Annotated in this window: 18 protein-coding genes and 1 other annotated feature; of the genes, 9 read left to right on the forward strand and 9 right to left on the reverse strand. The window is 53.3% G+C overall.

Annotated features, from left to right (window positions below):
* The first annotated feature begins 182 nt into the window (after positions 1-182).
* Together ACE6ED_RS14145 and ACE6ED_RS14150 are read left to right on the forward strand one after the other, a co-directional pair.
* Positions 183-1,448, forward strand: a complete 1,266-nt coding sequence (locus ACE6ED_RS14145) for a TraB/GumN family protein (RefSeq protein ID WP_410827818.1) — start codon at positions 183-185, stop codon at positions 1,446-1,448.
* Between the two features lie 170 nt (positions 1,449-1,618).
* On the forward strand, positions 1,619-2,074 hold the full coding sequence (locus tag ACE6ED_RS14150; RefSeq protein WP_410827819.1) for a DUF4385 domain-containing protein: 456 nt from the start codon (positions 1,619-1,621) through the stop codon (positions 2,072-2,074).
* Positions 2,075-2,089: 15 nt separating this feature from the next.
* On the opposite strand, the gene ACE6ED_RS14155 is transcribed toward ACE6ED_RS14150, so the two are convergent.
* From ACE6ED_RS14155 to hprK, 4 genes are all read right to left on the reverse strand, one after another.
* On the reverse strand, positions 2,090-2,857 hold the full coding sequence (locus ACE6ED_RS14155; RefSeq protein ID WP_410827820.1) for a carbon-nitrogen hydrolase family protein: 768 nt from the start codon (positions 2,855-2,857) through the stop codon (positions 2,090-2,092).
* A gap of 69 nt (positions 2,858-2,926) precedes the next feature.
* Complete coding sequence (metG, locus tag ACE6ED_RS14160) at positions 2,927-4,597, reverse strand: methionine--tRNA ligase (RefSeq protein ID WP_410827821.1); 1,671 nt, start codon at positions 4,595-4,597, stop codon at positions 2,927-2,929.
* Positions 4,598-4,642: 45 nt separating this feature from the next.
* Positions 4,643-4,907, reverse strand: a binding site (T-box leader).
* Between the two features lie 144 nt (positions 4,908-5,051).
* The gene (locus ACE6ED_RS14165) at positions 5,052-7,157 is read right to left on the reverse strand and encodes a TerD family protein (protein ID WP_410827822.1); all 2,106 of its coding nucleotides are present in this window, start codon (positions 7,155-7,157) and stop codon (positions 5,052-5,054) included.
* A 364-nt stretch (positions 7,158-7,521) separates the two neighbouring features.
* The gene (hprK, locus tag ACE6ED_RS14170; RefSeq protein ID WP_410827823.1) at positions 7,522-8,439 is read right to left on the reverse strand and encodes an HPr(Ser) kinase/phosphatase; all 918 of its coding nucleotides are present in this window, start codon (positions 8,437-8,439) and stop codon (positions 7,522-7,524) included.
* A gap of 370 nt (positions 8,440-8,809) precedes the next feature.
* Between hprK and ACE6ED_RS14175 the strand changes: the two genes are divergently transcribed.
* Positions 8,810-11,230 carry a transglutaminase domain-containing protein gene (locus ACE6ED_RS14175; protein WP_410827824.1) on the forward strand — a complete coding sequence of 807 codons (2,421 nt, stop codon included), beginning with the start codon at positions 8,810-8,812 and terminating at the stop codon, positions 11,228-11,230.
* A gap of 87 nt (positions 11,231-11,317) precedes the next feature.
* On the opposite strand, the gene ACE6ED_RS14180 is transcribed toward ACE6ED_RS14175, so the two are convergent.
* Entirely contained in the window at positions 11,318-11,605 is a 288-nt protein-coding gene (locus ACE6ED_RS14180; protein WP_410827825.1) for a small, acid-soluble spore protein, alpha/beta type, read from the reverse strand.
* 183 nt (positions 11,606-11,788) lie between these two features.
* On the opposite strand from ACE6ED_RS14180, the gene ACE6ED_RS14185 reads away from it, so the two are divergent.
* The 3 genes from ACE6ED_RS14185 (at position 11,789) to ACE6ED_RS14195 (ending at position 14,756) form a co-directional block, all read left to right on the forward strand.
* Entirely contained in the window at positions 11,789-12,382 is a 594-nt protein-coding gene (locus tag ACE6ED_RS14185) for an RNA polymerase sigma factor (protein WP_410827826.1), read from the forward strand.
* 91 nt (positions 12,383-12,473) lie between these two features.
* Positions 12,474-13,544, forward strand: coding sequence for a DUF4179 domain-containing protein (locus tag ACE6ED_RS14190; RefSeq protein WP_410827827.1), 1,071 nt, complete (start codon positions 12,474-12,476; stop codon positions 13,542-13,544).
* 345 nt (positions 13,545-13,889) lie between these two features.
* A complete protein-coding gene (locus ACE6ED_RS14195; protein ID WP_410827828.1) occupies positions 13,890-14,756 on the forward strand; it encodes an alpha/beta fold hydrolase in 867 nt (288 codons plus the stop codon).
* Between the two features lie 74 nt (positions 14,757-14,830).
* Here ACE6ED_RS14195 and ACE6ED_RS14200 read toward each other — a convergent pair whose 3' ends face one another.
* The 3 genes from ACE6ED_RS14200 to ACE6ED_RS14210 are packed head-to-tail and all read right to left on the reverse strand — an operon-like array spanning position 14,831 to position 16,819.
* Positions 14,831-15,124: a hypothetical protein gene (locus ACE6ED_RS14200; protein ID WP_410827829.1), complete on the reverse strand. Its 294-nt coding sequence runs from the start codon at positions 15,122-15,124 to the stop codon at positions 14,831-14,833.
* A 1-nt stretch (position 15,125) separates the two neighbouring features.
* On the reverse strand, positions 15,126-16,304 hold the full coding sequence (locus ACE6ED_RS14205; protein ID WP_410827830.1) for a linear amide C-N hydrolase: 1,179 nt from the start codon (positions 16,302-16,304) through the stop codon (positions 15,126-15,128).
* Positions 16,301-16,819 carry an XRE family transcriptional regulator gene (locus ACE6ED_RS14210; protein ID WP_410827831.1) on the reverse strand — a complete coding sequence of 173 codons (519 nt, stop codon included), beginning with the start codon at positions 16,817-16,819 and terminating at the stop codon, positions 16,301-16,303. The genes ACE6ED_RS14205 and ACE6ED_RS14210 overlap by 4 nt, the downstream gene beginning before the upstream one ends.
* Positions 16,820-17,127: 308 nt before the next feature.
* On the opposite strand from ACE6ED_RS14210, the gene ACE6ED_RS14215 reads away from it, so the two are divergent.
* Genes ACE6ED_RS14215 through ACE6ED_RS14225 form a run of 3 tightly spaced genes read left to right on the forward strand, consistent with a single transcriptional unit; the run spans position 17,128 to position 19,520 of the window.
* Positions 17,128-17,811, forward strand: coding sequence for a MerR family transcriptional regulator (locus ACE6ED_RS14215; RefSeq protein ID WP_410827852.1), 684 nt, complete (start codon positions 17,128-17,130; stop codon positions 17,809-17,811).
* 16 nt (positions 17,812-17,827) lie between these two features.
* Positions 17,828-18,466 carry a GNAT family N-acetyltransferase gene (locus ACE6ED_RS14220; protein ID WP_410827832.1) on the forward strand — a complete coding sequence of 213 codons (639 nt, stop codon included), beginning with the start codon at positions 17,828-17,830 and terminating at the stop codon, positions 18,464-18,466.
* Positions 18,467-18,476: 10 nt separating this feature from the next.
* The gene (locus ACE6ED_RS14225) at positions 18,477-19,520 is read left to right on the forward strand and encodes an alpha/beta hydrolase family protein (protein ID WP_410827833.1); all 1,044 of its coding nucleotides are present in this window, start codon (positions 18,477-18,479) and stop codon (positions 19,518-19,520) included.
* A 74-nt stretch (positions 19,521-19,594) separates the two neighbouring features.
* On the opposite strand, the gene ACE6ED_RS14230 is transcribed toward ACE6ED_RS14225, so the two are convergent.
* Positions 19,595-20,332, reverse strand: coding sequence for a GntR family transcriptional regulator (locus ACE6ED_RS14230; RefSeq protein WP_410827834.1), 738 nt, complete (start codon positions 20,330-20,332; stop codon positions 19,595-19,597).
* Between the last annotated feature and the right edge of the window lie 13 nt (positions 20,333-20,345).

The raw sequence follows: 20,345 nt of genomic DNA on the forward strand, positions 1-20,345 counted from the left end.
TCTAACCAGGCCCACTGGCTTTTATTTAAAATTCGAAAGATTCATAAGCATGAAGCAGAAATACCCGCCCGGCATTGAATACAAGTATAGGCTTCTATATAATGGCATGGAAGACTGTTCCACTAGGTATTTTGTGTGTAATAGGTTTTCATATTCTACTGCCAATGGGAGAGGTTCAGTCCATGATGAAGAAACTCAGCACTCTATTTCTATCTCTGTTTTTGGTGTTAACCGTAGTTTCGCCTGCGCAGGCCGCAGCCAAGCCGGTGGGCGTATGGATTGACGGAGCCCAGGTTCAGCTCGGCAATGTGAACCCGATTCATGAAAAAGGTACAACGCTTGTCCCGATGCGTCCGTTTTTCCAGAAGCTCGGCGTGAACGTAGTCTGGGACAGCAAAACCAAGACAGTAACCGGCACTAAAAACGGACTAAAGCTGCAGTTGACGGTAGGCAGCACCAACGCAACCGTTAACGGCCAGACGAAAAAACTTCCGGTTGCTCCAAAATCGATTAACAACGTTACTTATGTTCCCGTTCGTTTTATCGGTGAGACAACCGGCTACAGCGTAGCTTGGAATCCCTCGCTCCGCACCATCACCTTTGAGGCGCAAAAGCCGGTTAGCGGAAGCAAAGGTTTCCTGTGGAAGGTAGAGAACAAAGGCAATACCGTATACCTGCTTGGTTCTATCCATGTGGCTGACAAAGCCATGTACCCGCTTCGCCCGGAGATTGAAGCAGCATTTAAAGAATCGCAGTATTTGGGCGTAGAGGTGGACATGACGAAAGTTGATTCCGCTTTGATGAAAAAATTTATGGCGGAAAAAGGAGTCTACACGGACGGCACCACGCTTAAGGATCATATTTCGTCCGCAACCTACAACAAGCTGGTCAAATTCCTGACTGACAACAAACTCCCGGCCAATTCATTTGATCAGTACAAGCCTTGGCTGGTCTCCAACTCGCTGACCGGAATGCAGGCCCAGGACTCCGGTTATCAGACCGATATCGGCATTGATATGTATTTCCTGCAGAAATCCAAGCAGCTGAACAAGCCGGTCATTGAGCTGGAGACAGCCGAGCTGCAGCTTAATATGCTGGCCGGATTTTCGGACAAGCTCCAGGAGGAGCAGCTGAACGAAATGCTTGAAGCATTGACGCAGCCTACCGCGGCGGCTCAGGATAACTCAGCCGATCAGCTGAACCAAATGTGGAAAGAAGGCGATGAAGACACGTTGGTTGCCTTCACTAAAGCTTCCGCCACTGACCCCGAATACTACAAAGCGATGCTGCAGGACCGCAATGATGGCATGGTGAAGCATGTCAAGGAATACCTGAACAGCGACAAAGGCTCCACCTACTTCATCGTGGTTGGCGCACTGCATATGCTGGGCGACCACGGGGTCGTGACCCAGCTGAAACAAGAAGGCTACACCGTTGTGAAGCAATAGTGTTGGATTGTAAACCGCTTCCGCCCCGCTTAACCGGGCGGGGCGGTTTTTTTGTCAACTCCCGGGCTGTTTCACCTCAACCTGCTGTTTGAGGGAAGGGTTACCGGGTAAGCTCTTTATAATCAGGCGAGTCCTAACATTACGCAAAAATCGCAGCCGGAGGGGAGTCTATGAAGGAGTTTGATTACACACTGGATTACAGCCAGCTGGATCTGCGCGAGCATCCCGAGCTGTATACGATAGGCCGCGGCGAACAAGGCGTGCTGCTTGTGGAGCCCTACAAAAGCGAGATCCTCCCGCATTGGCGGTTCAAAACGCCGGAAATCGCCCGGGCATCCTCAGAGGCAATCTACGGGCTGTTTTTGAAATACAAAGAGGACCGTGATTTTGTCGGGATGGATATGGCACGGAAGTTCCTGCAAATGGGTTATACGCGTGCACGGCGGTACACCAATCACAAAGGCGGGCGGAAATATTCGCAGGAGGACGGTTCTGTTTTGCCTTACCAAAACGATTCGGTGAAGGCGGAGTCCGCCGCTATCTTCAAAGCCAAATGGACGGAAGCCAAAACCGATCCCGACTATGTGGCAATGAAGCGTAAGCACAAAGCCAAATATGAGGAGTAAGACAGGTTCGATGCATTAAACCTCGATCTGCACACTCAGCGCGCCTTCGCTCCAATCCCCCGACTCCGCCGCAAGTTTGCCTGTCCGGTCAAACAGATAGCCGCCCCCTGGAAAATCCTCGTCCACCGTCCGCCCCGCCTGCGTCGCGACCGCGATGTACGTTGCCGTCTCCGCCGCATACGCTCCAAGCTGGTCGATGCATTTGCTTCTCCACCAGTTATATCCGGATGCCCAGTCGCGGGCCGCCTGCTCGCCGTACAATCCCGGCGCCGCGCTCTCCAGAATCACATCGGCTCCCTGTGCGGCATACTGGCGAAAAATATCCGGATCATCAATGTCAGCGCAGACGGAGAGGCCAAAAGTAAGCCCCGGGATGGAGAACACCGGCTGCTGGTCGCCCGGCGCAAACCATTCCGCTTCCTCGTCGACGATCGTTTTTTTGCGGTAAAATCCAAGACACTCGCCCTTGTAGGCGGCAAATTGCGTGATAAACGGCTTCCCTTCCGGGTTATGCTCGACGAAACCTGCAATAACGCAGACGGCGTATTCCGCACTGTACTCCACGGCTTGGGTTACCGCCGCATGATCCCGGGTCAACACGGCTTCCGGGTGTTTCGCAGGATCAATGTAACCTGTAATGTTCATTTCGGGAAAACAAACAATATCCGCTCCTCCGGCGCTGCCGGCAGCTATGTACTCCCGCATGGAATGGAGATTGCCTGCGATGTCCGCCTTTTCGCTTCGCATCTGGACAAGGAAAAGCTTGTGGGCTGTCTTCTTCATGTCTTTACACCTCATTTGATATAGTATTGGGGACTTTGAAGGAGGGGCCTGTTTGATCTGGAGCGTTACCTAAGCCTGCCGTAGCTGCCTCTCCAACCGGGCTTCCTCCTCCGCAATCCGGTCTGGATCAATCCGCTCAAACAGCAGCTCCAGCTCCCGGATGCACCGTCCGGCCGGAATAACAAGCAGCGTCCACCCCGGTTCTTCCAGTGTAAGGAATTTCCTTATTTTCGCGCAAGCAAACGGAGTAAAGGGCTCCAGCAAATTCGCCAGATTGGCGATAATTTGGACAAATTCGTAGAGCGTATTTTCGCATGCCGCCCTGTTCTCCTTAAATTGCGCCCAAGGCTTCCGCTCGTCAAAATATTTGTTGGCCCGGCGGACATAACCAAAAATCAGCTCGAGGGCATCCTTGAACTGTCCCGCTTCCACTAAAGCTCCCGCTCCGTGATACAGCTCCTCCGTTGAGGTCCTCCATTCCGTACTGAACGTCCCGGCGGGCACTGCGCCCCCAAACGACTTCTGAACAAAGGCCAGCGTGCGGTTCACAAAATTCCCGAATGCGCCAAGCAGCTCGCCGTTATGACTGTAAATGAACTCTCTCCACGAAAAATCCGTATCCCGCTTCTCGGGCCCGTTGGCAATCAGAAAGTAACGAATGGAGTCCGGCTGATACCGCTCCAAAATGTCGGGCACCCACACCGCCCAGTTGCGGCTGGTCGAGAACTTTCGCCCCTCCAGCGTCATGTATTCGCATGAGAGAATCCGGTCCGGCAGATGCAGTCCTCCCGCACCCAACAGCAGCGCCGGCCAAATCAGGCTGTGGAACGGGATGTTGTCTTTTCCGTGCACGTAGTAAGCAGTGATTCCGCCGTCTCCGTCCCCGTTCTCGTCACCGTCACTGTCCTGCCAAAACGCTTCCCAGTTCCCACCCGTTTCCTCCGCCCACTGCCTGCTTGCCGACAAATATCCGCTGACCGCTTCAATCCAGACGTATATTTTTTTCCCCTCATAGCCCTCTAACGGAACATCCACTCCCCACTCCAAATCCCGTGTAGCCGCCCGGTCCTGAAGCCCTTCGTCCAAATAACGTTTCGTCAGCCGCACCGCGTTGTCCCGCCATCCTTGAGCAGTATCCGCATAACGGGCCAGAGGTTCCTGAAACGAGGACAAGCTTAAATAAAAATGCTCCGTTGGCCGGTCGACAGGCGGATGTCCGCATAATTTACAGGTACGGTCCGTCAGATCTGCCGGATCCAGCAGCGTGGAACAGTAATCGCATTGGTCGCCGCGGGCGCGGTTTCCGCATACCGGACACTTTCCCTCGACATAACGGTCGGGCAGAAACCGCTTATCCGTTTCGCAAAAGGTCTGAAGGACTGTCTTCCGGTACAAATGCCCGTTCTCCAGCAGCTTTCCAAACAATTCTTGAACCACCCGATGATGCGTTTCCCGGTCGGTGCGCGTGTACAAATCGTAGGTAAAGCCCAAACGTTCAAAACATTCGGCAAACTCTTGGTGGAACCGGCCGGCGACCGCTTCAGGCGTTGTCCCTTCCTGGATCGCTTGCACCGCTACAGGCGTGCCATGACAATCGCTGCCCGATACATACAGCACTTCTTCCCCTTTTGCCCGGTAATACCGCGCCAGGACATCGCCGGGCAGCACGCTTGCCAGCCGGCCGAGATGCAGCGAGCCGTTCGCATACGGCCAGGCGCCGCCGATAAAAATCTTAGCCATGATCATAACCTCCTCATTGTGGGAAAACAAAAAAAGCTCCCGTCCCAAAGGGACGAGAGCTTGTGCTCACGCGTTACCACCCAATTTAATGCCGGTCCCGGCATTCACCTTGTCAGGTACGACGCCGCTTGGCGTTTATACCCTAGCACAATAACGGATGCGGGTTCCGTCGCAGCCTACATCCCGCAGGGAGTTCGGTGCGCAGCTCAGAGACCATGTTCCCGCGGGTAGTTTCTTTGCTCCTTTTCAGCTGCCGGAGCTCTCTGTTCAAAGATTTCACCGCCGTACTCTTTCTCTTCCTAGCCTTTTCGGGTATCAAGTTATTGGAAATTATAGCGGAGGTTGGGTTGGACGTCAATGCGAAACTTCCAAAGCCGCGGTCCAGCGAACAATACTCTGTGCTTGGGGTGCGCGCCTTAGGGGTCGTAAGCCGTTATGCGCCCTCTCCTTCCCACTACACCAGGTACTCCGCCATAATCTGCTCAATGTCGAACGGAGTTATCCCTTCCTCGACCGAAAACAAGCTGTCGGCCGCTTCGTTCGGTCCTGCCATCACGCCTCTTGCCTGGGCATGCAGCGTAAACAAGTCGTACAGGTTGGGCTTCCGCAGAGCGGTCAACGCTTTGCCCATCAGGACCATGCCTTTTTGGTTCCCTTCCACGTTGTTATAAGAGAAAGGGTACCGCGTCAGCGACAAATCGGTCCAGATGACCACCCGTTCGACCAGGTCCAGAATAACGGGAATTGCAATTTGCGTATTGGCGGTGATATCAATCTTGTTCTCCACCGTCGAAGGCTCGTAAATCTCGCCGGAACCCGGCTTTTTCCGCATCATCCAGCCCGCAAAGCATTCCGGCAAATCGCAGTAAGGCTGCTCGGTAAAAGCATTCAGAGAAGCCACGACATAACGCCCGCCATAATCCACAATCGATGGGATATCGAGGTCGATGAACTCCGACGCGCCTTGGGGTGCAGACACGATGTCCCCGCTGTGGACCGCCCGGTACTTGGCGGAACGCAGATTGGTATAGGAAATGTGCTCCACATAGTTCCACTCTCTGTCGTACATTACAGCCGACAAGTCGATATCCACGCGGCCCGTATCCTTGCCGTTCACTTTCCCTTCCTTCCACCAGGTGAAAAAACGGAGCGTATCTCCCGCCGGCAGCGGAATCCGGCTGCCCCGGACGAGGGTCCGCAGCGCTTTGCTCGCAGACCGCTGGGAGAACGGTACAAGATACTGCCGCAGGCGTGCATCAACATAGGTTTTGCCCAGCGGAGGCAGCGCAGCGAAGCGGCGGATCAATGTCTGGCCGCAGATGTCCACGATTTGCTGGCAGACCGCCGGATCAATTTCCGGAAGCGCGTGAGGTATAGCATAAGCTTTAGCTACATTCCCTTTTGGAAAAAAGACGCGCAGCTCCTTAGGCTCATTCCGGTGTGCAAAATGCGCCTTCACCTGCAGCAGCACCGGTGTCGCTACCTGGTCCGCCACTTCCTCAAACGCCAGCGCCACATATTCCGTCTGCTCACCCGAACGGCGCAGCAGCTGGTCCAGCCGTCTGGCCATTTCGCCCGGGCGGCGCATCAGGAGATCGATCATTGTCCATAGATCGCCGTACTTGTACGCAAGCTCAACATTACGGTTAAACGTAGCAAACGGCTTGTTATTGCGGATAATCTCGAACGCTTCCTTAGCCTTGGCGAACTGATTTTTATATTCGGCGGGATGAAGAATTTCACCCAGCCGGATCCAGCGCTGTTTGTACCGCAGCATATCCTCCGTGATTGAACCGCACTGCTCCAGCAGTCCCAGCAGCAGCCGTCTCTCCGCACGTTTGAATTTACGGAACCGGGCCGCTTGGGCAAGGCTGACGTCGCCGTCAGACAATGCCACAGCCAGACGCAGCACATCAGTGGCGGTTCTAAAATACCGGCCAACCCGCTTCACGCTTGCCAGCTCATACTTCAGCAGCACACTCACCACGAACCCTACATTTTCTTTAAAGGGAATTTCATCCGGAAGGATTTCATCCAGTTCATCCGGATCGGCATACGAGAATGCAGCGTCAATATCCTGACGGTCAGTTTCGGAGATCGACGTCTTCGCTTCGATCAGCCGGCGTATCATCAGATTAAATTCCGCTTTGCTGCCGAGGTCGATCGGCTTCAAGGGTCTTGCGTCCAGCAGCGGCGGTCTGTCCGATGCTCCATATTTTGGCGTCTCATTTGTGAAGTAATGGTAGATTGCATTCAGATACAGCTCCACATCGTCCGCTTCCATCACCTGATCCGGAAAGTCCGGATACATCGGCTGGTATTTTACATGTGCGCCGACCATGACTTTTAAACTGGCCAGCAGCTGACGGTAAACTTCCTCAAACTGCTCTCTGCTGAGTGTACCCAGCGCCTGCATCAAACGCGGGGAAAAGGTGAAGCCGAGCGAAGCGATGTTTTTAGCGGCTGTCGCAAGCAGGGCTTTGGAGAGCCGGTTGGGCTCCTGCCCTGTTTCGACAATCCATTTGCGCCCTCTGCGCAGATAAATTGGATTAACGTTCATAAAAGACTCCAGGAAAGCAATATCCCTAAGGCTGGTTTTAACATAGAAGGAAGGAATATTATAGCCTGGATGCCTCCTCTCGTGTATAAAGGTCCTTCAGGAGAGCTGCGCCCTATTTTCACCAAATGAAGTAGAAGGAAGGATCGCAATAGCCTGAAGGTCAAGGCTGCCGGCCAGCGGCCGCATCGCCTTTGATGGACTTATCATCCCATAACCTTCGACTCCGCAACAGGGCAAAAGTATTACAAATCTAAAAATCGGCGCAAAAAAGCCGCCTTCCGGTAAAAGAAAGCGGCTTTCCCCGTTTCATTTGCGCCTCTGCGGGGAGGCTTCATTTAACCTGCCTGATTTCTTCGCTCCCGCCTCAGGACTGCATCCCATTTTCAATGCGCTGCATAAATTCTTCGGCGGCACTGTAGCCGAGCTGCTTCAGATACCAGTTGTTCGCAGCCGCCTCGATTAGGCCTGCTACATCGCGGCCCGGCTGCAGTTGCACCTCAATGTGCGGAATCTGCACGCCCAGATACTCCGTAAACTGGGGTGTGACCTCCAGCTCATTGTTTAAGGCATTTTCCCGCCACGGGGACAACTCGATGTCGAGCACGATCCGCGTCTCGTCCTGAAACGCCCGCCGGCCGTACTGCCGGACAACGTTGATCAGGCCGACGCTCCGCAGCGCCAGAAATTCACGTGTGGTTTCGTTATGGGTGCCGAGCAGCGTAGCCGGTCCCAGCTTCTTGAGCACCACGATATCGTCGGCTACGAAGCGGTGGCCTCTGCGGATAAGCGTGTGCGCCGTCTCGCTTTTGCCGATGCCCGATTTGCCCCGGAGCAGAATCCCGATACCGGATACATTTACGCACACCCCGTGAATCGACAGCTCGGGCGCAAGGGATTTAATCAGGTAACTGTCCAGCTTGGCGATAAACTCGGTTGTCGTCTCCCGGGTCCGCAGCAGCGGAATGCCTTCCTGCTCGCAGAATAGCTTCAGATAAGGAATCTCCTGCTGGCCTGTCGTAACGATAAAGCAGGGCGGGTGGTATTTTACAATATTGCCGATGTGCAGCTTGCGTTCTTCCACGCTCAGCGTCAGCAGATAGGTAATCTCTTTACGGCCGAGCACCTGCACGCGCTCCATCGGGAAAAAGTCAAAATATCCGACAAATTCAAGGCCCGGCCGGTGCGCCCGCGGCCGGGTGATGATACGATCCATCCGGCCGCCTCCGGCCAGCACTTCCAAGTGGAAGGTTTCCGTAAGTTTTTGAACGGTAATGGATTTCATGCGCTTCTCCTCCTGCGGCTAATGACATATCCGGCGGTACACCCGTATTTACAGGACTTCCCTATAGCATGTCCTAGTAGGTTTACCCGTTATATTCAACGATTTACCGGGATTATCCTTCCTGCAAGCAAGCTGCGGGAAATGGGAGTTCAGTCCTGTACTAATTATAGGCTCAGCCCCTGCGGCCCGGGGACAGCTGCTGCAGCCATTGCAAATTCTGTCCGTTTTTTCGTTTAGAGGCATAATTCCGGTTGAGATTTATCGTCCCATCCTCTCATTGAGCCACGCGTTTCCATATGATACCATACGTTAGAATCATCGCTGTCCGGGTATGTCTTTCCTTAATCTGCAGCATAAGAGGTGTTACAACGTGAAGAAACTGTTTTTTTCGATTCTCTTGTTCATCCTGATCTTATCGGGATGCGATGGCAACAATGAATCCGCACAGCCAAGCCCAAGCCCATCCGCCACGGCCGCTGCCAAACCAAGCGGTTCCGGTCTTCCGGGAAGTACGGGACATACTGTCCGTTCCGGCAATTCCGCCCTGACGGTGCTGGACCTAAAGCAGAAATACGTCAATCGCGAGCAGCCTGATATTATGCCCCTTTATAACGTGAATCACAATCAAGTCTTCGAATTCCCGTTTAACACCAGCCTCTCGGAATTGAGTTTTGAGGAACTCGATCAGGTTGTGACGGTACATACGGATCCAAGAGCCTTGCCGGAGAGCAAGATCGGTTCTTTCACCAGCATCAAGGATTATAACGCGGATAAAAGCGTTCTTGTAGTAGAGTCAATTGAAGCGGTCCTCGCCTCTTCCGACTCCATCCGCTATCAAGACGACCGCTCATGGGGATATGCTCCGATCTATTATCTCCGCGTTAATTATGATTTGGATGCAAACTCTCCAACCAAGCTGACACAGCCCCTTATCATCCCGTTTACTATCAAATCCCGGCTTGCCCCGCCCAATGTACGGTCAGAGATTGATGCGGAAGGCCGGCTAAAATTGGTCTGGGATAAAGTCAGAGGCGCGGAAAAATATAATATTTATCAGGCAACCTCCTCGTACAACAATAAAGAAACGGTAAAGGGGCCGGAACAGGGCTATAAATCCGCTTACCCTTATCTGATTGGAACGGTTACCGGAACGGAATTTCAAGACTTTGCGTCCGACGGAAGCGGCGGATTGCATTATAACGAATTTGAAAAAGGCACCAAGGAGCTCATGAACCAAAATTACCTTGTGAGCGGCCACTATTTCGTTTCCGCCGTAAGGGGGGACGAAGAATCCAATCTGGGTCCTCCTGTCGATACAATTGGGCTGTCCGCCTCTTTGCCTGCCTCCCTGGAAGATCATTCCCTTTTTTATAAAGGATATGAGACGGTGCAGGAGCTTCCGGCAACGGTCAGTGTAACGACAATAAACGGCACCAAACTTACCCGGGCTGTTCTGTATGATCCGAAGCTGACAGCGGAAAAATCGGAAGACGGGTACACGCTGGTTCCTTTTCAGGTGGAAGGTACGCATTTCAAAGGGAAGGCCCATGTATGGACCGTTGATCCGGAAGAACTCACCGCCCTCTCGGAAGATAATGCCGACCTCGCGAGTACCAGCAAAGAGGGATTTATCGGAACGGAAAACACCTCCAGCTATGTGCCGGAACCCGATGTGCCGACACTGATCGGCAGCGGCAAAAAACGTGTTGACGCGGCAGACTTGATCAACGCCCAGCGCAAAAACACAAAAAAAATAATGGAAGAAGGGAACAAGGAGTATGTACCGGCGGTCAGCCATCTCCCGCCCGCGGCGCTCAACGCCGACTCCGCCCTGGAAGAGTTTTTGGCGCTGCATATGGCGGCAGCCGATACCCGCATCTCTTTAAAAGCTTTTCCGGAAGCCCAAAACTTCAGTGCTCTGACGGATACGGTGGATAAAGTGATTTACCAAAACCCCTATATTCTCGATGTGGATCTGTATTGGTATGACTATGATTCCTTGATGCTGCATGTGGATTACGATGAATCCAAACGCAAAATCAAAAGAAAACAGAAGGAGATTTTGGCGGAAGCGGTTCGGGTTGCAGATACCATCATAAAAGACGGCATGACCGAAGACGATAAACAAAAAGCGATCTACGATTATCTGAACGCTCATACTAAATACGATGATGCCGCAGCCGATAACTCGGAAGCTAATGCATATAAAACGGTGGATCCCGAGTTTAACGATTCCTTTAACGCATACGGGGTTCTGGTGAACAAAATCGGCGTCTGCGCCAGTTACGCCTCCGCCTATAAGCTGCTCAGCGATATGGCAGGTCTTGAAACCATCGTCGTTACGGGAACGCTGGATCATGTTCCGCATGCCTGGAACAAGGTCAAAACAAACAAGGGCTGGCTTAACGTCGACCCCACCAATAACGGAACGAACTCAGGCGTCCCTTATATGATTTATAACTCAAACGACGAGACGGCGCAGGATTTGCATCTGACAGCAGGCAAGGAGTACTGGACCGATGCCCAGCTCGGCCTATTCAAGGGAACCGACAACTCGAAAGACTATTACAAAACCCGGGGGCTGGAGATCAGCTCAATGAAACAGTTCCGCGCCGTACTGAAGCAGTTTATCCAGCGGGGGGACCGTCAGCTTGTTGTCCGTTTTGAGGAGCAATTGGAGGAAGATGCAATCGTGGAGGAAGTGTATGATGTGTACAGCAGGATTGCTGAAGATAAACTGGAGGACGCTACGTATTTCTTGATGGACAGTTACCTAGTGATTACTCATTAACCGCAAAAACACACTGAAGAAGCCGCCCCCCATAGGTCATGGAGCGGCTTCTTCTAGTCTAATGAAGGCCCAGCTCACTTGGCTCCTTTAACGCCCTTCCCTTTCCGCCAGCCGCTCCTGCGCCAAGCGGATCATCTCCCGCACCATGGAGCCGCCAATTTGGCCGCCGATCTGGCCTGCAGCTTCCGTGCTGAGCTCCCCGTTCCCGCCCTCCTGCAGAGGAATGCCCAGTTCCTTGGCCACCTCAAATTTCACGTCATCCGGGCGGTTCGGGTTGACCGTGTACCCCTCGCGCTTCATCACGTCCGCTTTGAAGTTCTGCATCGTCTGCTCGACTCCGGGCACCGCATAGTTCCGCTTTCTTCTTCTGGCCATTTGGCAGTCCGCTCCTTCACGTATCTTTTTCCCTAAGATGCCCACAGAAGGCGGCATCTATGCCTCTTGATCTTCTCCCGCATTCAATGGCATTAATGGAGGATAGTGCTTTTTTTATCTGTAAGTCACAATCGGACAGGTTGGAATTGTTATATAAGTGTAAGCAGCAAAGGAGGTGAGCTTGTGAAGCCTAGCGTCCCCGGGGAAACGGACAATACGGCCGAAACAATCGAAGCGATCATCGAGCAGGTTAAGGCAGGAGACAAGCAGCGCTATGGCGCCATCATCCGGAAGTTCGAGCGGCAGATGTACACTTACTGTTACTATATCCTTCGCAATCATGCAGAGACTGAAGATGCGGTCCAGGAAATATTTATTCGCGCTTACGAACAGCTTCACAGGTATGAGAGAGAGGTATCCTTTTCCGCCTGGTTATATAAAATGGCCTACCACCATTTGATTAACCTGAAGAAAAAACAGAGCAGGTGGCTGAAGCTGGTGAATCACTGCAAGGAGCAGCAAACCCTGCCCCAAGTTTCGCCGCATGCACCAGTGGTCGAAGATATGCTGGCAGAGCTGAAGCCGGATGAACAGCATCTGCTGCTGCTGAAGGCGGTCGAACAATACACTTTTGAAGAAATTGCCGGCATTATGGGCATTCAGGCGGCCAACGCCAGGAAGAAGTATCAGCGTCTGCGCCACAAGCTGCTGAACGGCAGGAGCCAAGAAGGAGGAATCGTAAATGGGACATTTGCCAAATCGAACGGGATCCGGTGAGCTTGATACGCTCGAACGGTGGATCCGGGAATCGGACATGCCGCGGGCTACAATGAGCGACGAAATTATGAATAAAATAGAGGAGAGAACTATGAGCAGAACAGCAGCTAAGCAAACAGGGATGTTGAAAAAAACGTTGATTGCCGCGTCTACCGCCGCAGCTCTCGGAGCGGGCGTGATCGGCACAGGCTTTGTTTCACCAGCCATGGCGGCAACCATGAGCAAAATTCCGGTAATTGGATCGATTTTTACGGGAGTAACCGATGCTGGCCTGCAAACGGCAGCCGAAAGAGGAATTGTGTCGTCTCCTAACCTCAGCGTGACTCATGATGGTGTTACACTGACTGTCGCCGACCTGCTGTACGACGGCACCCGGTTAAGCTTCGTACTGGAGCGCCAGGGTGTAGATTTGGAGACTGCAGCCTCTCCTTATATTACAGCGGAAGAGGCGGGGCCAAATCCAAATGACTGGGTAAAGGGAAAAATCGTACCGGAGAACGAACAAAAGAAAGGTTATATTGAGCGGCCTGAAATGCTTGTTAACGGCCAGCCTTTGAAATTTGACAAGGGCGGCATGGGCGATACTATAAAGCAAAATGCATACCTGGCCGAGATGACAGGCCTGAAAAATGTCCCCGACGCTTTTGAACTGACCATCCGTACCAAAGTAACCGGGGTGGATGAGTCCTTTGAATTTACTGTGCCGGTCAATGTAAAAGATAAGTCCATGACTGTGAAACCGAAAGCGGACGCCGCAACCGCATCCAGCCGGGGATTCAGCTATACGGTCGACCAACTGGTTATTACGCCGGTGTCCACCCGTCTTGTCCTGGACAGCACCGGACCGGTACCCGCCTCCAAAGAGCAGTCCGGCGATTACCAGGCCAGCATGGTATATTATGAGCTGGTAGACGATCAAGGAAACACCGTAGATCTAAATATGTATGGATATTTCCATTCCAACCCGAAGACGGAGTATCATGTCGACGAGCTGTACGGAGCTTTTGCATCAACGCCAAAATCCATCACGATCAAGCCGTATACCCTGACGTATAACAAAAAGAACTGGAGTGTTGTAGGCGAAGGTAACGGCAGTCGTGGCGAACGGACATACCTCAAGGATCTGGAACTTACGATTCCGGTTTCATCGGATTCCAAGTAACCGCACACTCACACTAGGTTGCGCCGGAAGGCAACGGCTGCCCATCCCCCTTACAAATGCGGCTGAAACACCGGCATAGCTTATAAATGAACAGGACGGGTTCTCCAGGCAACTGGAGACCCGTCTTTTTTTGCGGCTGCTCGGGATAAATTGATTGATGTCCTGCTTCTAGCTGTAAATGCTCTGTCCGGTGCATCTCCATCCGCCATTAAAGCAAAACTTTCAAGTGCTGCGTTAAGATAAGATGCGCCAATCCATTAATTCAACTGAACTCCAAGTCCGGAAGCCGGAAGATTGCATGAATGTTGTATGGTAGGAGTATAACTCTTTTTTGGAGGGATTCGATTGAACAAAACTGTCGTCTTAAATGACAGTTCTCAGCTGGCGGTCGGGTTGTCTGGCCCCTCATCCGGCAAGGCCATTATGCTTCCCAATGCTAAACAGCCGGTTTATGGACAAGAAGCCGAGCAGCTAAAGCTGTGGGGCGTGGACCCTGAACTGGGTAAACACTTGGTGGAAGGACTCACCGATACCTTTCGGGTGTTATATTTTGACTATGAAGGCCATCTGTTCCGTCATCCCCGGCCCGATCATCTCACCCCTGAAGATATGGTGCAGGATTTCCTGTTAATCGCTGACGAAATGGGTGTGGAGCGGTTCAGCTACTACGGATACTCCTGGCTGGCCCTTGCCGGGCTGCAGCTGGCGATCCGGACGGATAGGCTGGAGAGTCTGATCATGGGCGGATTCCCGCCGTATGCAGGGCCTTATCAAGAAATGCTCACCGTTACCGAAAAAACGTACGAACAAGCCCTCAGCAATCAGAACGCCGTACCTAACTCTCAGCCGGAAACCACGCGCCCGGAAGATATCGACTGGAACAACATCCAGGTAACGATTGATCCCGGCCAAACGAAACAATTTTACACCTTATATAAAAGTTTAATGGATTTCGACGACCGGACCGTTCAGTCCCGGCTGCACATTCCCAAGCTGGCGTTTGCTGGAGAACAGGACACAATCACCTATGGCCAAAATTTTGGCAGCGCCGTTGTGGATATTGCCGGTTTACTTCAACAACATGAACAGGTATTGAGATCCTATGGCTGGGATGTAGAACTGATACAAGGAGCAGACATGGATCATACGAAAGCCATGCAGCCCGAAACGGTGCTGCCGTTGATTAAACCTTGGCTGATCAGTAACCTTTAACAGATACCTAAGTAAAAAAAGAGCCAAGCGTCCAGCTCGGCTCTCTCCCTGTTATGCGCCGTTTTCGGGCATCTTCACAAGATGACTACCGTCGCAACTTCTTTTCCGGCCCATAATTTAAAACAAAAACCTGGTTCGAGTAAATGCCACGGTGCCTCATCTACGATAAACGCTACATCGGCATAGGTGTCCCGCGTTCCTTCCATCGGCTTTGTTATCCTGACGAGCACCGTCCATGAATCCCCGTACAAGGTCTTATCTTTAATCTGGCCAAAATTCACAATTAAATCCCGTATCCATTCATTCAACGGAAGACGCGACGGGTCGATGTCCCAATGGATAAGCGCCTGAGCCAACCTTTTGTCCATCTCACGCCTCCTTTTCTATTTCCGGACTGGAGGTTTGCAGCGGAAAGGTCTCCGGATACTCCCCCAGATATCCGATCATCTCCCCGGAGATGGTCCAGCCGAACGCCTCCGTCAGCACTGGATCGCGAAAAAAACTCTCCGCCACCTTACGGTTCAAGTCCGCCGTGTACGTCTCGAGCACCGGGCTTCCGGCAGCAGACTGCTGCAGATTTACCGCCATCCGGCTTTCCGCCGAGAAATCAAGGTCAAGCAGCCGAAGCCGATTCACCCCCGGGCAGCGGACGGACAAAAAATGAATCTCCAGAAGGTCCATATCGTACACGAGGCTGAACGCCGTATCCGCCCGTTTTACCCGGTGAAGAATGTCGAACACAAACGCTGCTTCCGTATCTACAGCCTGTCCACCCCGCGCGTCAATTTCGCTTGCCAGGCGGTCCGCCTGCGAATCAGAAGGTTCCCGGACCCGAACTGCGGCAGCATTAGCGAGCGGTCCATTCTCTGCAGCCAGGTGTTCCAAAGCTTCCGCGGCCCGGGCGAACCGCTCCATGGAATTAAGCTCATATTCACTGTACTTCCGGCGCCATTTCGATTGGCGTGGACTGTCCACCTGAAGCTTGCACTCCTCCCTAACCCTGCCGGCGTCCTGAAGATCCCCGATCGCCTCAGGGTAAGCGGTATTCGCAAGTACCGGGACGGGCAGATTACCGCCGGAGTAGACATACATCTCGCCACGCAAGAACTCAATCACTGCGCAGCCCCCCGCCTGATCGCACACCAGATAGTGCAGTCTCGACATCGGGTTGATGATCCGCACCTGTCCGGCGGCTTCGATTACCTCATCTACCGTGGCGCAGGTGTCCAGCATAAGCTGAATCCACTGCAGCTCCCCGATGGCGGGCCGCTCCAACGCTTCCGGGTAAACGGTGGCCCAGAGCGTCGTTTGCTCTACCACGAGGCCGGCTTCGTTTATGCCTCCGTTTGGCATTTCTTTGGCTACCTGCGACACCGTCACACTGCCGTAACGGGAAACCCACTGCACGGGCCGGTGCGGCGGCCCGATCATAGCTGTCTTGGCCAGCCCCCTGCCGTTAATGAACAAGTAGGCGCCGTCATAGGGAATATCCTGATTTTTACCGGCAAAATTTCTGCCCCCGTGGTTTACATAAATGGCCGTACTCATGATTTTTGCCTTCCTTCCTGCAGCTTGGCATATAGTTCAACGGAGTGTCCGGCTTCCAGTTCATCCAGCACATGGTCGACTACCTCTGCAGTCCGGGCCTCTCCCCGCTCTAACAGGGCGGCCATCCGCGTGAGACGAACCTGGTTGAGCCGTTCCTGCTGGAGCTGCCGTTTTTTCTCTTGATAAGGAGAAATGTCCTCCGCGTCCGCACCTTCCGACTCCAGCCCGGCGATCTTTTGATCCAGCAGCAGCAGGTGCAGGTCAATTTTGGCGGCAGGCGTGAGCGCTTTAGCAAACTGTTGCGGATCCACCAAAACGGTTTCAGGCACGCTAAAATAAGCAGCGAGCGCCTTCAGTCTTTCGTGCGGCACCGGCCGGCGTTTTTTGATCCAATCCGAAAACTGCTGGGGCGTAATGTTCAGCTCACGGCCAATTCCCGAGTAGGACTGCCGGTTAATCATAACCAGATACTCCAGCACCGTTTTCACATGGACATCGTCTTCCTGTTTCTTCATTCCTCCGCCTCCCGATGACGTAATTTATGTCACCAATATAATGCATCGACATACTTTATGTCAATACCAAGGCGGAATAATTTATGTCGGTTGTATAAGTTGTTCACTTATGCACAAGTAAAAACTCCTCCGCCACCTCCCCCTTGACCTTAGGTCAGACCTAAGGTTTATAGTGAAGTTATTCCAAACAGATTTAGGAGCCGCACTTATGACAAGTGAAATCACCATTAGTGAATTAGCCAGGCTGATGCGGGTATCCGTACATCAGATTCGTTACTTTGAGGAAAAAGGAATTTTGCAGCCCGCCTATGTGGACAGCAATCAGTTACCGGATGTACGGGATGGATCAGGTGTACCGGCTGGCGCATATCCTGCTGCTCCGCAAGCTGGGTTTGTCCGTCCAAGCTATTGGCGGCAGCATCGATTCCTGTTCACCGGACCAGCTTCAGCTGCAGCTTCGCCATTCTTTGAATGAACTCGATACCGAAATCACACGGCTGCAGGAGCTGCGGCAGTTTACCGTAAAAATGCTGCAAGGGCATCAGCAGCTTGGCACGCTATCCGGTTCTTACCGGCTGGTGTGGAGAGCTCCCGCCAACCTTACGCGTTGGGCGGAGCTGAATTCCGGTATGCAGCTTACTGCCAGACAACTCGCGGATCGGGCCAAGCCCGTCCCGGACTTGTTCGAATCGGATATTCATTATGTCGCCTCTGCTCCGGATTCGTTTGCTGTATGCCTGGAGACTGATGCACCAGGCGATCTGGTTCTCCCTGAAGGCGAATACCTCACGGCGCTGCAGTGGATAGGGGAAGAAGACGAGCTTCAGCAAGCGATTGAGGATTTTTATGAATACGCCGCCAGGCAGTCTTTAACCCTGGACGGGCCGCTCATCCTTATCGAACGCTCTTACCTCTCCTTATTCAGCGCCAGCAAACTGCATTATGAGCTGCTGGCCAAAGTACAGCCGGCCCAACCCGGCGGGAGGGCTTAGGCATGAGGGCTCAAGCATGAGCGCCCCCGCTATAACAATAGAGCCGATGCAGCCGGAACACAGCGGCCAGGTCAGCCGCCTGCTTGTGCATGGTTTTCGCGGAAAATTTGGTGCCTCATCCGGTGAAGAGGACGACGAGCTGGCGCTTTTTTTCCAAAAGCTCCTGCTGCATGCGCTTAGCGATCCAAACAGCTGCAGAATGGTCGCTCTGCATGGGGGAGAGGTTGCAGGAACCCTTTCCGTGCAGTGGAGACCCGCGGACGGCATCCGGCGGAAGCCTGGGCTCCCGCCATGGAAAGACCTCAAACGTATGGGCAGGCTCAGCGCAATAAAACAACTGGCACGGCTTTATTTTTTGTCCCACTCCCCAGATCCCGGTGAATTGTATGTTGCCGACCTCGCCGTCGATCCGGCGCATCAAGGGCTTGGTGCCGGCGCACTGCTGCTCCGGTGGGCGCGGCAGTATGCCGAAGCTGATCCTTCCCTGAACAGGCTTAGCTTGCATGTCGCATGTGCAAATGAGCGGGCCAGGCAGCTGTATGAGCGTTTATCCATCCATACGGAACACCATACCAGCAGTTGGACGCGTTATTTGCTGTTCAAGGAAGCCGAGTGGGAGTACAGGGTGCTGCATCTGAAGGACATAAGCCGCTAAAGGAGGCACAATGAAAAAACGAATGCTTCGCACCGCTGTACTCGCTGCTGTACTCACCGCAGTGCTGCTTGCCGGCACGGTGCTTGTGATTGTCATGCAAAACCGGTTCAATATGATCGAGCAGGCTGTCGAAATTTCCGCACCGGAAGGGAAGCTGACCGGCACGCTTGTCCTGCCTCGTCAGGCGGAGGGCAAGCTTGGCCTTGTTTTGTTTATCCATGGCGATGGTCCAATTGACGCCTCACACGAGGAGGGATATAAGCCATTATGGGAGCGGCTGGCCGCTTTGGGTTATGCTTCTTTGTCTCTCAACAAGCGGGGGATAAACGGTTCAGAGGGGAACTGGCTGGAGCAAAGCATAGATGACCGTGTGGAGGAAGCCCGCCAGGCCATCGCATGGGCCAAAACACAGCCGATGATTGATCAGAGCCGGATTGGTGTCTGGGGAGCAAGCCAAGCGGGATGGGTGATTCCCAAGCTCGCGGGGAAAGAACGGCTTGCGTTCAGTATCCTGGTATCCCCGGCCATCAATTGGCTGGAGCAGGGAAAATACCATACACGCAGGCAGATGGAACACGCCGGTTATTCCGAACCGGAAATCCGGGCAAAAGAAGCCTACGATGAGCAGGTGCTGCAGCTGCTGGAGCGTCAAGCGTCGTATGAGGAGTATCTCCGCGTTGCCCGCGAGGACAGCCTGATGTCACGTGAGCGATGGACTTTTGTCAGCAAAAACTACCGGGCCGATGCAGCCGCAGATCTCCGGCATTTCCGCACGCCCGTACTTCTCCTTCTCGGTGAAGAGGACATCCATGTGGATGTAAAAGAGACCGAACGCGTATACCGCGCCCGGGTTGCTCCGGAACTGCTCACCGTCGCCGTCTTCCCGGATACCGAGCACTCCATGCTCAGCACACGAACCGCGGACTCGGAGCTTCGGGCTGTGCTGCTCAGCCTGTTTGCCCCAAGACGGATTACGGTCAAAGGTTACATGGACCAGATCGAGCAGTTTTTGAGGAACCTGCCGGATAAACCGTCTGCGGCTACCGGGAACTAAAAAGGAGCCTGCCAAACTGGCAGGCTCCGGACTCTTACGGCAGACTCTAAATCTTGTGACACCCAAACAACGTGCTAATACGACTGCTTCGCCCGGTGCACGGTCAGCGTCACCCGGCTGGTCTCGCACATAAATGTGGACAGGTGGACGGGCTGGTCCTTGGCGTCAAACGCAACCTTCACGATCCGGAACAAATTTGCGCCGATGTCGCATTCCAGCAGCTTTGCGTATTCTTTTGTCGCGCCGATGACGTCGATTTCCTTGTCGTTGCTCACGATCTCCGTCCCGTATTCCTCGGCCAAAATTTTGTAGGTGGAATCGTTCATGGCAATCCGTTTCTCCAGACCGGGAAACCGGGTCAGCGGAAAATGGGCGATGTCGTAGAACAGCGGACGGTCATTCACATACATCAGCCGCTCAAGCTCCAGAACAGGGCTGCCCGCCTCGATCCCGAGATGTCCGGCGACGTCTTCCGCCGCTTCAATCACATCGCTTCGCAAAATCCGCGAGTTCGGGATCATGCCCAGCTGGTGGCTGAACTCGGAGAACCCGCTTACAGACAGCAATTCATTATGAAATTTGTTGGAGGCCACAAAAGTTCCCCGGCGCGGAACGCGGGTCAACGTCCCTTCGCGGACCAGCTCCTCGATGGCTTTGCGGATCGTAATCCGGCTGACTTTATAACTGTCGCAGAGCTCGGCTTCCGTTGGGATCTGCTCATCCGGCTTGTAGCGGCCCTGCTGGATATCGTTCTTCAACATTTGCCTGATCTGCATATACAGCGGCTGGGGGGTTGAAGGATTTAAATTCATGGAACATTCATCC

It is taken from the genome of Paenibacillus nanchangensis (genome assembly GCF_046543445.1).
GTDB classification, from domain to species: domain Bacteria; phylum Bacillota; class Bacilli; order Paenibacillales; family Paenibacillaceae; genus Paenibacillus_AQ; species Paenibacillus_AQ nanchangensis.

What these genes read in the sequence shown, in the direction of transcription:
- ACE6ED_RS14190 (WP_410827827.1), top strand. Translation starts at nt 12,474, where the DNA reads ATGAGCAGAACAGCAGCTAAGCAAACAGGGATGTTGAAAAAAACGTTG.
- ACE6ED_RS14150 (WP_410827819.1), top strand. Translation starts at nt 1,619, where the DNA reads ATGAAGGAGTTTGATTACACACTGGATTACAGCCAGCTGGATCTGCGC.
- hprK (WP_410827823.1), bottom strand. Translation starts at nt 8,439, where the DNA reads ATGAAATCCATTACCGTTCAAAAACTTACGGAAACCTTCCACTTGGAA.
- ACE6ED_RS14180 (WP_410827825.1), bottom strand. Translation starts at nt 11,605, where the DNA reads ATGGCCAGAAGAAGAAAGCGGAACTATGCGGTGCCCGGAGTCGAGCAG.
- ACE6ED_RS14210 (WP_410827831.1), bottom strand. Translation starts at nt 16,819, where the DNA reads ATGAAGAAACAGGAAGACGATGTCCATGTGAAAACGGTGCTGGAGTAT.
- ACE6ED_RS14165 (WP_410827822.1), bottom strand. Translation starts at nt 7,157, where the DNA reads ATGAACGTTAATCCAATTTATCTGCGCAGAGGGCGCAAATGGATTGTC.
- ACE6ED_RS14155 (WP_410827820.1), bottom strand. Translation starts at nt 2,857, where the DNA reads ATGAAGAAGACAGCCCACAAGCTTTTCCTTGTCCAGATGCGAAGCGAA.
- ACE6ED_RS14205 (WP_410827830.1), bottom strand. Translation starts at nt 16,304, where the DNA reads ATGAGTACGGCCATTTATGTAAACCACGGGGGCAGAAATTTTGCCGGT.
- ACE6ED_RS14230 (WP_410827834.1), bottom strand. Translation starts at nt 20,332, where the DNA reads ATGAATTTAAATCCTTCAACCCCCCAGCCGCTGTATATGCAGATCAGG.
- ACE6ED_RS14215 (WP_410827852.1), top strand. Translation starts at nt 17,128, where the DNA reads ATGTGGACAGCAATCAGTTACCGGATGTACGGGATGGATCAGGTGTAC.
- ACE6ED_RS14220 (WP_410827832.1), top strand. Translation starts at nt 17,828, where the DNA reads ATGAGCGCCCCCGCTATAACAATAGAGCCGATGCAGCCGGAACACAGC.
- ACE6ED_RS14225 (WP_410827833.1), top strand. Translation starts at nt 18,477, where the DNA reads ATGAAAAAACGAATGCTTCGCACCGCTGTACTCGCTGCTGTACTCACC.
- ACE6ED_RS14200 (WP_410827829.1), bottom strand. Translation starts at nt 15,124, where the DNA reads ATGGACAAAAGGTTGGCTCAGGCGCTTATCCATTGGGACATCGACCCG.
- ACE6ED_RS14145 (WP_410827818.1), top strand. Translation starts at nt 183, where the DNA reads ATGATGAAGAAACTCAGCACTCTATTTCTATCTCTGTTTTTGGTGTTA.
- metG (WP_410827821.1), bottom strand. Translation starts at nt 4,597, where the DNA reads ATGGCTAAGATTTTTATCGGCGGCGCCTGGCCGTATGCGAACGGCTCG.